We start from the raw sequence: 12,799 nt of genomic DNA on the forward strand, positions 1-12,799 counted from the left end.
AGCGAGCTTAATGTAAGTTAAGTAAATAGTTAATGTTTTACGGTGATTAGCGCAGTCCGATAACGCATCCTGATGTTTTGGATGAAAGTGGACGAGAGGGTGAACCCTCTAAGCGTATGTAAACAATAGTACAAAATTTACGGTGATTAGCGCAGTCCGGTAGCGCATCTGGTTTGGGACCAGAGGGTCAGAGGTTCGAATCCTCTATCACCGACCAAATAAGTAGAAAAGCCTCAGCATTCATTAATGAATGCACTGGGGCTTTTTTGCATTGGCGAAATGGAACTACTCACTGACATTATCATGTTTGTTGTCGCTTGATAGCGCATCCTTAATGAGTATAGAAGTTGGCCACAGTTCTTATTTACACCTGGCAGACTTGCAGAGCAGAACTGTATCGGCATAGTCACTCAACCGTAGAAAAACAAAAAGCTCCTTACGGAGCTTTTTGTTTGCAAACATCACTTCTTAATAATACGGCTTAGTCAAGATTCACTGGCGGGGCGATAAAGCCTTGATAGGCATCTGTTCTAAGCTCGTTAAAACGTTCTAGCTGAGCTTTTTCTTGAATACCCGTCACTATGACTTGAATGTCCAATCCTTTTGCTACGTTGATTAGGGCGCGGCACAATTCGCTATTGTGGTGTGTCTCATCATAGTAGGCGAAGGATTGATCCAGCTTCACATAGCTAGGTCTTAATTCCTGTAGATAAGACATAGAGCCAAACTGACGACCAAAGTGGTCAATACCAAACTTAGCACCGTTATCGCGAATGATGTTACATAAGTGCTGGCATGACTTAAGATCACTATAAACACCAGCCTCAGGGATTTCGAAGCAGATGCGCTCAATAAATGTGGCATTTCGCAAAAATTGATTTAGCCACTCATGGAACTGAGGATCGTTAATACTTTGGTGGGTTAAGTTAATTGCGAGCGGTTCATAGCTCCGCTCGAGCAGTTTTTGCTCGTAGACAGTTTCAATTAAGCATTTATCGAGTAAGGCACCAAGTGATAATAACTCGATATACGGCATAAATTGCCCTGCATGAGCGAGTTGATCACCAAGCTCTAATTGGCAATACAATTCCCGTTGCGCTATGCCATCACCATCGCAAAATTGGATGGGTTGCCATCTAAACTTAAACTTCTTATTGCTGATAGCATGGCTGAGATTATCGCGCCATTGCTCGCGGGTGAATAATTGCTGCTCTGTGGTTTCAAACCAGTGGAAGGTTTTATTTTCTTGTAACGCTTTTTGAAGGGCATTGTCGGCTTGGGCCAAAATATCCGACACATTCATTTGCCCAATACGTTCCGCAATACCGATAGCAAAGTCTTCGTTGGGCTTACACCCTGCCTTTGACATTTCTTGGTTGATAGTACGTATAAGTGTTTGTAAATATTTACTGATCTGATCGTGTTCAACATCGGTCACTAAAAATGCAAATTCATAGGCGGCAATACGCCCTATGACCGAAGGCGTTATTTCGTTTAATTGCTGTTGAAACTTTTCTGCGAGGATCCGTATGGTTTCATCTCGAACTTGATAGCCATATTTACTGTGCACTTCTTCGAGCCAGTCGAGTTTGGCGAGGAATAAAGCGCCGCTGCTAGGTTCACTTAACCAACCATTTAAACGGCTTACTACATATTGGCGGTTAGGCAGGCCTGACGCGGGATCGACAAGATTCTTCTTACGTAACGCGCCAACCTCTTCGTCAAGAGAATGGAACACTTGTTTCAATTGAGCTGACATGCTGTTAAATGCAGTTACTAAGTCTTTTAATTCGGTTGTTTTGGGGAGTGCCATGTCTGGACCAAATTGGCGTGCTGCGATACTTTTTGCGTGTTCAGACAGGGTGTGGAGAGGTTTCAATATCCATGTTAAGCCTACTCTTGCTGTAAAAATAGCAACGAGAAAAAGTAGTGAGAAGGCTATGATGGTATTGGACATGATTCGCCATAGTTCATGATAACCAAAACCAGGATGAGCAGTGATTTCAAGCTGTGCTAGCTGCAGCCAACCCGAGGTGATAGTGCTTTGTTTTTTTATGGTTTTAAACAGATCTAGATTGATAAACCATTGAGGGACATCTTCAATTTTTAAAGGATTATTCCACTCTTGTTGCTTACCATCAACCATCCAAGTCAATTTTACATTTTGATAGTAACCACCTTCAAAAATAACATTCACTAAGGTTTCTGCCGCTGCGGTATCGCCGGCTTCGAGTGCTGGTGTAAGCATTAGACCGAGTGAAGTGCTGGCATTGTTTAGATCGGACTCCATTTGCTTTGTTAAAAAGCTTTGAGTCTCAGTGAATTGCACATAGCCAAGGCTTGCAACTACAAGCAAGAATAGGCTAAAAAGCAGCGAATAAATCTGTCTAAACAGTGTCATTTTTGGTGCTACTCCAGTTTTAATTTTGGTTGCCTAAGACGGTCAACACCTAATCTATGGTTAAGATCGTTCCATTTTTCTAATCGTTTTGAGGACCCTGCCAGTACGCCTCGACCTTGCTCTTTATTGAGCCATAACTGTTTACCGTTAAAGCTATAAACAGGCAGTAGATCTTTTCTTTTTGTGGCGGGTTTTATTTCATGGTCAAGATTATCGAGCACTAAAGGAATTGATGATGGTGTTTCATAGTAAGCCAATACCATGTGGTATTGATTAACCGTAGTGGCTTTAACCATAGTGATCCGCATCTTGTCCTCTTGAACACCAAGTTGGAGTAGGGTGAAGTATTTTGCGATCGAAAAGTCTTCACAATCACCGCCATTCACACCAATAAACTCCATCGGCGTTGCCCAATAATTCGAGTCTCCCCATAATTTACTGTCATCCACAAAACGGAATAAATTAAAAAAGTTATTCACCTTCAATAACTTTTCTTTTTCATCTAGCGTACTCGCTTCCGATAACACTTTGAACCAAGCCCTTGCTCGCATTCCAGCACGTTCGCCGTAATGTTTTTCTAGGGTTGAAGTTATCTTCACTTCATCAAGGTTTTGTGTGGGGACCGCATATAGGCAACATATGCCTAAGGCTGACGCTATTAGGCTAAAGCGGCAGACTCGCAATAATGAATCTTTATAATCAAGTCTGCCGTTCATAACCTAATGTGTTAGTCCTTTATTTTGAGTTGTCATCGACCGAGTAAATTGTCCATTTCATGTCTGCTGCCGTATCATCACCAGTGACTTCTGCAACAACACGACGGTTACGAATTTCTGCTTCCGGCGTCTGTTCTAAAACAATTGGGCGGCTAGAACCATATCCAATAGCAGTTAATCGACTTCTATCAATACTAAAGCGTTCAGCCAGTACTGCGGTGACAGCATTTGCACGTTCTTGAGATAATACTGTATTTCGTTCATCGGTTCCTGTGCGACTCGTGTGACCTTCGATAGTCACTTTGGTCGTTGGATACTGACGTAGAAAAATAGCCACCTCTTCAATTTGAGGATAGTACTCAGGCGCAATATAAGCAGAGTCATTCGGGAATAAAATATTTATTTCCTTTCGCTCATTAATCGCTTTTATTTTGCCACAGCCATAGTTATCAATACCTGCCCCTTGGGCGGTGTCGTTGCAGCGTTCACGGGCTTCAATGACACCATCGCTATCTTTATCAGATAGATCATAGGTTTGAGTTGTGACCATTTCGTCAATATTAACCGTATCGCGCATCGAACAACCAGCTAAAAGAGTGACACTTAGAAAAAATGTGAGAGTTTTCATTTGTTAGCTCCTCCTTCATAATTGCGCTCTCCGCGCCACGCATCAGGTCTAGTGACTTTAAGTGAGTCTAATAATCGCCCTGTAGAATTGAGCACGCGATACTTAGCAATAACTTCATCATATTCAGCTTGTAAGTAGTCTTTACGCGCCTCGAAGAGCTCATTTTCGGTATCTAATAAGTCGAGTAGACTGCGTTGGCCTAAGTTGAACTGTTGTGCATAGGCTGTTTGAGTATCCTTTGCGGCCACGACATGATCGCGAATATATTGTTTTTGCGGCGCTAGCATTTCAAATGCGTTCCAAGCTAGGTTTACCCCTTCAACAACTTCACGTTGGGCACGTTGGCGGATTTCTTTCGCTTCACCTAACTTGTAAGCAGTTTCTTTTTCACGGGCAAGATCTTTACCACCCGCAAATAAGTTGTATCTCACCCTCACCATGGCGACGAGATCGTTACTATGACCACCCACATCACTGCGGAAAGCACCAGCACCTGATATTCCATCTTCGCCGCTAATATCGTTGTTCCAGTTACCATTCAGTTCTAAAGAAACCTGAGGATAGTAATTGGATTGTACTGAAGAGCGTTCATTTTCAGCGGCACTAATATCGTTTGCTGCAGATTTGAGTATGGGGTGATTCTCTTGCGCAACAATAATGCCAGAGCTAAGATCCTTTGGCAGCATGTCTGCATCTGGCACTGGTAATATTAAGTCTGTCGGAGCCGACGCTACAATTTTGACGTACTGTGCTTTTGCATCAAGTAAATTGTTGCGAGCAGAAATAACGTTAGCATTAGCACGCGCCAAACGTCCCGAGATTTGGGAGAGATCTGCGATTGAGCCTAAACCTGAGTCAGTACGTTGTTTAATCTGGTCATAAATTTCTTTATGGCTGTTAAGGTTTTTCTCGGCTAATTTTAACACTTCATCGGTGCGTAAATAGTTGAGATAGACTTTACTGACATCGAGTGCCATATCTTCAGCTGCAGCAAGCAGTGCCCATTGGTCTGCGCTAGCTTCAAAGCTATAACGATCAACTTCACTGCTGGTGTAGAAACCATCGAAAAGCATTTGTTTTATGCTAACACCAAACTCTCCGGGATTTAATTCAGCCACCCCTTTGCTATCGACTTCGCCGATATTGGGTCGTCTACGTGTCGATACGCTGTCGGTTTGTTCGTAACCGTAGCCACCATTGACATCAATAGTTGGCATATAGCCTGCTATCGCTTGATTAACTTGTTCTTCTCGCGCTTTAAAGCGGTTGAAGGCCACTCGTAAATCTGGGTTTGTATCTAGCGTATGTGCAACGGCTTGTTCTAACGTCTGACTTTGAGCCGATAAAGGTAACAGGATTAATGACAGCACTATGGCTATCTTTGAACATTGAAATTGTCGTATTGCTGAAGTCTTCATGACCAACCTCCCGGTTTATAAAAAAAGGCTTAGTGCTCTCTGAGCGCTGTGTCCTTAGCCCTTAAAATTGGATTTAAAATGTACTCAAGTATGGATCTTTGCCCCGTGATAACGTCAACTGAAGTTAACATTCCCGGAATAATTGGCATCTGTGTGCCATCGTTTTTGGTTAAACTAGATTCTGCAGTCCTAACTCTGATGAGATAGTAGCTATTGCCTTCTTCATCTTGAGAAGTGTCGGCACTAATATGTTCGACAGTTCCTTTAAGGCCGCCATAGCGGGTAAAATCATAGGCGGTAATTTTTACTACGGCGGGTAATCCTGGATGTAAGAAAGCGATATCTTTAGGCAAGATTTTAGTTTCTATCAGCAGTTGATCTTCCGACGGTACTATTTCGATAATATCGATCCCAGGTTGCACTACACCACCCAGTGTATTGATATGTGTGGTTTTAATGGTGCCATTAACAGGGGAGGTGATAATCGCCTTACTGACTTTATCTTGCGCGCCAACTTGTGCTTCATTCATGCGAGAGAGGCGGGTTTGAGTTTCATTGAGCTGCGCGCGCAGCTCTGCAGCGTAAACAAATACAGCTTCACGGCGTTTTAAGATAGCCTCATCTAATGCCGCTTTTACTTTAGGGCGGAGTAAACGCATTGAATTCAATTCACCTTGCAAGTCGTTTACCGTGCGTTCGAGTTTGAGTAACTCAACTTCAGGAACAATACCTTTTTTGGCTAAAGGTCGAGTGAGTTCAAGCTCGCGGGATATTAGCTGCATGCTCGTCGTTAATGTCGTTGTTTTAGAGGCGAGATCATCAATTTCTTGCTGTCTTTGTTGAATTTGACGTACGAGGATCTCAAGTTGGTTACTTAAGTTATCTAAGCGCCCGTTGTATTCCTCTTGTTGTCTTTTCACTAAGGCGGGTTCCGCAGCAATGATAGCTTCAGGGAATATCAATGCTTCTTTAGTGATTAGCACTTGCTCACGCCAATCAGAGGTCATGTCTGATATTAGAATGCTGTCGAGTTCGGCGCGCATACGGATAGCATTGGTTTTTAAGCCATAAACCTCTTGCTCTTGTTGAGCAAAGTCGGAGCGAAAGCGGGTATCATCAATACGCACTAAAGGCTGCCCTTTTGTGACTATCTCACCTTCTTGAACGTAGAGTTCTTGCATTATGCCGCCATCTAGACTTTGGATAACTTGAACTTGTGATGAAGGAATCACTTTTCCCGTTCCAGTAGTAACCTTATCTAATTGAGCAAACCCCGCCCACAGTAGAAAACACACTACCATAGCAGCAAGTGCCCATATGATTAATCTGTGTCCGCTGGGAGCGTCTGTCATCATGGCGCCATAGACATCATCAACCATGTCTAAGTCGTTTGTTGTTAAATGTTTACTCATCTTTTAGCCTCACCGTTCACTAGGCCAAAATTGAGTTTTTCTAGCACTTCTGCTTTAGGTCCATCGGCAACCACATGGCCGCGTTCAAGTACAATAATGCGGTCGACGAGTTGCAATAAATGCATCTTGTGGGTAATAAGAATTAATGTTCTATCTTTGCTGACATTTTGCATTGAACGAATAAATTGTTGTTCAGCGCGAGCATCTAAACTCGCCGTAGGCTCATCCATCAGTAACACTGGGGGATCATTCAGTGTGGCGCGAGCAAGAGCGACAGTTTGTCTTTGTCCGCGACTGAGTGACATGCCGCCTTCGCCGACCTGTTGGTCTAGGCCTTCTGCTTCTAGGTTGGTGAATTGACTCACACCAGAAAGCTGTACCGCGCGGATGAGTTGATGTTCAGTGACTTGACGTGTACCAAATAAAATATTGTCGCGAATAGAACCATGGAATAGGGTGACATCTTGGGGTAGGTAGCCAAAATTACGACGTAAATCACTCGGATGAATCTGTGCTGAGTCTAAACCGTCGTAGCGCAAGCTTCCTGCCGTGGGTTGAAATAGCCCGACCAGTAGCTTAGCTAGCGTACTTTTACCTGAACCATTTCGACCGATAATGGCAATGCGTTCGCCAGGATTAATCGTCAGCGACATCGGATGCAGCACAGGCTTTTCAGAACCGGGATAACTAAAACCAACATGATCAGCATTGATCTTGCCTATGAGTCTTTGTTTGCTAACTAAATGTCCTTTATTTTCAAACTCATCTTCTTGAGTCATGATTTCATTCAGTTGGCGTAGTGCACTGGCTGTGTGGTTTGCTCTCGTCATCAGGCCTGCAAGTTGTGCCATAGGTGAAATGGCGCGGCTCGATAGCATGACCGCAGCAATAATTCCGCCCATAGATATCGCATTATCAGCCACACGATAAACGCCCAAAATCACCACGCAGACAACGGTAAATTGCACCGTAAAGTTCGCTACGTTCGATACAGAGTTGGAGAGCTTTTTTGACCTTAATTGCCAGTTTGCACTGTGGCCTATCATCTGTTGCCAGCTTTTTTGCACAATTCCTTCAGCACCATTAGCTTTAATTGACTCTAGCGCTGATAAGCTCTCGATTAAATGCCCATGTTTTAAGCTTGAAAATTTATTGCCTTCTTCGATTGCCGCTTTGAGTTTAGGTTGAATATAAAGCGTGAAGCCAATAATGATGATGCCGCCAATGACTGGAACTATAGCGAGATCACCAGCGACAATAAAAATAATGATTAAGAAAAATATCGCGAAGGGGAGATCGACTAAAGTTGTGATCGTTGCCGAAGTTAAAATTTCACGAATATTATCGAATTCACCTAACTGTTTCGCCATGCCGCCGATACTAGGAGAACGTTTTTCTAGCGGAATACCTATCGCTTTAGCAAAAAGTTGCGAAGACACAATAATATCTACTTTTTTTCCTGCAACATCGATGAGGTAACTTCTAAGTTGCCGCATGATAAGATCGAACATATAAGCAATCGCCGCACCAATCGCTAAAACCCAAAGGGATTCAAAGGCGAGGTTTGGGACGACTTTGTCATACACATTCATAATAAATAACGGTGAAACTAAGGCGAATAAATTCACCAATACAGAAGCGATTAATGCATCACGATAAATGGGTGCTGAATCTTTGAGGGTTTGTACTAACCAGTGGGTTTTATTATCGTGTAGATAAACATCGAAGCCCATGTCGCCACGGTATTCTTGTTTGACTAAGAATAAATATCCCACATATAAGGCTTCGAGCGACTCAATTGTCAGTGTTTCTTCACCGCCCGTCTCGGGTAATTGAATAATTGCTTTATCTGATGCAACATCAAGTTCTCGCAATATACAGGCTTTTTTGTCTTTTAATAATAAAATACAGGGGAGCAATATAGGTGATACTTCGTTTAAGCCTTTTCGAGATAGCTTAGCCGCTAGACCCGCTCTTGAAGCTGCCTGAGGCAATAAGTCGGGTGATAACACGGTACCTGACAAGGGTAAACCTGCCGCAAGCGAATCGCTCGAGCACGGATTGCCAAAATGCTCAGTGAGTAACACTAAACAATCCAGCAAAGGATCCACTAACACTCTTTGTGAGGCTGAAATGGTCCATTGATCAATTTTTTCAGAAGCTGCAGCAGACACCTAATTACTTATCCTTTGGATTTTTATATGGTTATGGCAAGTATCGGTCATGATGGCCTATATTTCTATAGGCCATCCAATTAGTTATTAAAACTAAATTGTTCACAATTTTATTTCTAGAATAGTTCTGTAGTTTTCAATGGTTCATGCTTGAGCTCAGGGTCTACAACAATTGGCTGAGTATCAACAATTAACGGGCCATTACCATTGGTACCGAGTAAGCCATTAATAATACCAACATCGCTGGTCACACCATACTCTCTAGATAAATCCACTCCATCAAGAATAATCAACTGGGTTACCGAGTTTGGTCCGTTACCATCTGTATCAATGGTTATTGAAGTTGAGCCGTCATCAAAGCTAAAGCTTAAATAGTCATTTAGGTCGTTACTATTTACACCTTGGAGCAAGTCACTCAGATCCAATTTGTCCTCATTCACGTTAAAGTCTGTAATATGGTCTATACCCGTTTCTGCATAGCGCCATACGAAGGTGTCAGCGCCGCTATCACCACGCAGGACGTCATTACCAAGGCCTCCAATCAGAGTGTCGTTGCCGTCACCGCCGCGTAAGCCATCAATACCTTCGCCGCCAATCAGTAAGTCATCACCGCTACCACCGTAGACAAGTTGACTACCTTGATCACCATAGACTGTATCATCACCGCTACCAAGGTTAACAGTGTCAGTTTTTGGTTGCAGTGGCTGCAGCACATCAGCCATCAATGTACCTGCATCGGTGGTGATATCATCCTGAGCCATAAATTTGCTACTAAGGATCTCTGCCTGAGTGACTACAGGGTTATTTAGGTTTGGCAAAGAACTGCCTGTGTTCACAATATTGTTAGCAGTAGAAACACCAAGGTCGATGTAATCATTACTATTGCCAGCATTAATCAGCAGCTCAGTATCTTTAGCAATGTACTGAGTCTTGGATGATGAAGCGACAGTACCGTATCCTCCTAAATTAACGGCAAATTGAGCTGTATTATTGATCCAATCGGTCATGATGAATGAATCAACACTTTGACCACCGACAACATTGTTGGGGTGCAGAACGGTGACTTGGAAGTCCGCAGTGCTCTGCGCTGTGTCCTGATTACTGGTTTCAGTCGCCGTAGCCACCACAGTGATGGTGAAGTTGCCATGGCTAGTGACTTTAATCTGTAGGCTGGATTTATCCCAGTTGCTGATATCTACAGTGCCATCAACACCTACGGTAGCTTCGTTGCCCGCAGCATCTTTCAGCACTGCGCCTTCAGGTAAGCCTTGCAGCTTAAGATTCAGTGTTTCTGAAGTATCTGTATCTTTGAGCGACGACGAAATATTGCTGAGTTTAATAAACTCACCGCGATAGCCCATATTGTCTACCACTTTAAACGCTAAGTTATCCAACAAGGCACCGTATGAGTCCCCATTATCTCCTTCAAACTGCAAACGATATTTACCTGAGTGATCAATAGGTAAGGTGATCTTTTGATCTCTTAACCAATTAGCATTCGTTGGATCGAAATCGTATAGCGGTATGGCTTGAGCATTTAATGGGTTGCCTTGAGCATCTAGCGGAATAAGCTTAATCGTCAGTCCAGAGGTATTTACGCTACCTGAGCGGGCCGCAATATCAAATCCGAGTTCGTAGAATCGACCAGCATCCGCTTGAATATCGGTATATAAGGTTTTATCGCCACCATTGAACTCAATTTCCATGACTTTATTGCTATTGGAGCCACCAGAGACGTAGACACTTTCATAACCAATCTCAACTTGGCCACCTTTATTGCTGGTATGCCAAGTGCCGATAGTATTTAGGCCCTTAATGTCATTTGCCTTAACACCATCCCAACTGCCAGAGAATTTGGCATCTTCAAAGTTGATAGCAGCAACAGAGGTGTACCCATTAATTGTCAGGTTAGGTACATCTGCTACTGCTTTAACAGTGATATTCAATGTACTTGTGGCACCTGTATTAGTGGTGTAGGTGATTTCAGGCAATGAACCGCTCCAGTGATCTTTTGGATCAAAGCTGTATTCACCATTTGCCTTCAATTGCAGCTTGCCTTCAGGTAATTGATACCAAGCATTACCGGCATTATAGGTTGTGCCATTCACCTGGAAGCTGGTAATGGATAATGTGCTATCAACATCCGTATCATTTTCCAACACGTTACCATTAGCTAAGGCATCCTCAGAAATGGTTTTGCTATCTGCCTGAGTTACCGTTGGATCATCAACAGGCGTTACCTTGATGGTTAGCGTGTTTGTTGCTCCCGTATTGGTGGTGTAGGTAACCACTGGGACTTGACCATTCCAATCAGCGGCAGGTTTGAAGGTATAGCTACCATCTGCATTGAGAGTCAGTTCGCCCTCTGCCAAGGTGATTTTACTACCAGCGGCATGCTGAGCGGCATTGTTAGCAACAGTGAAATGGGTTACTGACGTATTTTTATTGCCATCATTATCCAGCACATTACCGATTACAGTAGTATCTTCAGGACCACTATCTTGATCTTGAGCCGCTTTCAGCGTATTTGCATTAACGGTATTTACATTAAGAGTCAGTAATGCACTGGATTTATCACCATCAGCATCTTGCATGGTGTACGTAAAGGTTTCCGTTGCATTAGCAGGAATCGCAGAGGCGTTGGCTGTTACTGTATAAGTGTAACTACCATTGGCGAAGATGATTAATGTGCCATATTGCCCTGGGATAATGGTTCCTAGGTTGCCAGAGGTACCTGAACCTGTTTGGTTGCCAGCTGCGGCACCAATTACCGTGATATCATCATCAGCACCAGCACTGATTATGTCATTAGCTAACACATTGCCAGTAGTTGAGGGTAATTCATAACCATTACCAGCTACTACACGAACAACTAGTTCATAGCTACTTGCATCATTTTCAGACGTTCTAATTTCAGTCACAACTTGATTAGTAATTGGATCTCTAAAACCAATTACCTGCAGAGTATAAATTGCCCCCTGATATTCAAAGGTTACATTCGTATTGCTGACTTTAATAATATCCTTTGATGCTTCAGGATCGTTGGTGTTAGGCGTTTCATTGTGTTCAAAGTTGACTTTAAGGGTCACTGGTGTGACTACCCCATAGGCATCAGTAACCGAGAAAGTGACATCCATGCTTGCTTTGGTAATTGCTCCTCCTGAAGAGACTGGGAAATTATAGTGGGTAAAAGTACCTAAAATGATATCTTGGTTTAATGAGAACTGACCATTTAATGCACTGTCATTATCAATAAAACCATAGCCAGATTGATAGGTATTAGTTGGATTCCCCCATCTGATCTGATCTAAACCACTGTCATTATCCGTGCCACCACCATTAGGATTATTTGTACCATCGAACCTGGTTACGCTTGTGCCATTTGTCCATGATGTCCAATTTGCCACAACGCCAGATACGATAAAAGTATCCACGATAACATCGACACTGCCTGTGTCGTTTTTGGCATTAGGGACATCATCAACAATCTTCACATCAAGGCTGCCATTTGCTTGGCTACCATCCTGATCCACAACGGTTACAGCAAAGCTATCTAAATAACTAGTGTTAGTTGCAGGGGGAGAGTCATTGTCGACATTATTATTTAAGGTGTAGCTGTAGCTGATGGAGCCACCGCTTGCATCACCTGTGAAACCAGTCAGTGTTAAGACACCATAAGGAGTTGTAATGTTTACCGCAGTATTGGGGCTGAGTGCCAGTAATGCCGCCAAATTAAAGCTTTGTCCTTTGATGGTGATAGAGGCTAATCCATCAACAGAGGTAAAACTAAAGTTACCAGTCTGAGTCAGCGCATTGCTATTAGGCGCTGAACCCGTTGAAAGGTTAGCTTCGTTAACTGTTAGCTCACCATCTTGGACATTGAGACCACCTAAAGAAACTCCGTCATTATCTGGCGTGACCGTGATAGTCAGGGTCGAGGTGTCCGTGCTGACGCCGTCGGTGACGGTGTAGGTGACAACCGGGAAGTTGCCGTTCCAGTTGGCGGCGGGCTCAAAGCTGTAGGTGCCGTTGGCATTGACCGTCAGGGTG

At 43.3% G+C, this 12,799-nt stretch carries 7 protein-coding genes and 1 tRNA gene; 1 reads left to right on the plus strand and 7 read right to left on the minus strand.

The genetic code is table 11. The features are described 5' to 3' along the window. Positions 1-140 precede the first annotated feature (140 nt). Positions 141-217, plus strand: a tRNA-Pro gene (locus KO537_RS16080). A gap of 264 nt (positions 218-481) precedes the next feature. On the opposite strand, the gene KO537_RS16085 is transcribed toward KO537_RS16080, so the two are convergent. The 7 genes from KO537_RS16085 to KO537_RS16115 all read right to left on the minus strand — a co-directional run. After that, positions 482-2,401 carry an EAL domain-containing protein gene (locus KO537_RS16085; protein WP_105250451.1) on the minus strand — a complete coding sequence of 640 codons (1,920 nt, stop codon included), beginning with the start codon at positions 2,399-2,401 and terminating at the stop codon, positions 482-484. Between the two features lie 8 nt (positions 2,402-2,409). After that, entirely contained in the window at positions 2,410-3,117 is a 708-nt protein-coding gene (locus KO537_RS16090; RefSeq protein ID WP_219234882.1) for a transglutaminase-like cysteine peptidase, read from the minus strand. 19 nt (positions 3,118-3,136) lie between these two features. Further along, positions 3,137-3,745 (minus strand): OmpA family protein, encoded by a 609-nt coding sequence (locus KO537_RS16095; RefSeq protein ID WP_105250449.1) that lies wholly within the window; start codon positions 3,743-3,745, stop codon positions 3,137-3,139. Next, complete coding sequence (locus KO537_RS16100; protein ID WP_173247975.1) at positions 3,742-5,163, minus strand: TolC family outer membrane protein; 1,422 nt, start codon at positions 5,161-5,163, stop codon at positions 3,742-3,744. Before KO537_RS16100 ends, KO537_RS16095 begins: the two co-directional genes overlap by 4 nt. 29 nt (positions 5,164-5,192) lie before the next feature. Further along, the gene (locus KO537_RS16105) at positions 5,193-6,575 is read right to left on the minus strand and encodes an HlyD family type I secretion periplasmic adaptor subunit (protein ID WP_168825932.1); all 1,383 of its coding nucleotides are present in this window, start codon (positions 6,573-6,575) and stop codon (positions 5,193-5,195) included. Then, a complete protein-coding gene (locus KO537_RS16110) occupies positions 6,572-8,749 on the minus strand; it encodes a type I secretion system permease/ATPase (RefSeq protein WP_173496184.1) in 2,178 nt (725 codons plus the stop codon). The genes KO537_RS16105 and KO537_RS16110 overlap by 4 nt, the downstream gene beginning before the upstream one ends. Before the next feature lie 116 nt (positions 8,750-8,865). After that, on the minus strand, positions 8,866-12,799 hold a 3,934-nt coding region (locus KO537_RS16115; protein WP_219234884.1), incomplete at its 5' end, for a choice-of-anchor K domain-containing protein.

Origin of the sequence: Shewanella sp. NKUCC01_JLK (assembly GCF_019345615.1) — a bacterium.
Taxonomy (GTDB): domain Bacteria; phylum Pseudomonadota; class Gammaproteobacteria; order Enterobacterales; family Shewanellaceae; genus Shewanella; species Shewanella oncorhynchi.

Coding starts and splice junctions, on each gene's coding strand:
- KO537_RS16095 (WP_105250449.1), bottom strand. CDS start 3,745: ATGAAAACTCTCACATTTTTTCTAAGTGTCACTCTTTTAGCTGGTTGT.
- KO537_RS16085 (WP_105250451.1), bottom strand. CDS start 2,401: ATGACACTGTTTAGACAGATTTATTCGCTGCTTTTTAGCCTATTCTTG.
- KO537_RS16090 (WP_219234882.1), bottom strand. CDS start 3,117: ATGAACGGCAGACTTGATTATAAAGATTCATTATTGCGAGTCTGCCGC.
- KO537_RS16105 (WP_168825932.1), bottom strand. CDS start 6,575: ATGAGTAAACATTTAACAACAAACGACTTAGACATGGTTGATGATGTC.
- KO537_RS16100 (WP_173247975.1), bottom strand. CDS start 5,163: ATGAAGACTTCAGCAATACGACAATTTCAATGTTCAAAGATAGCCATA.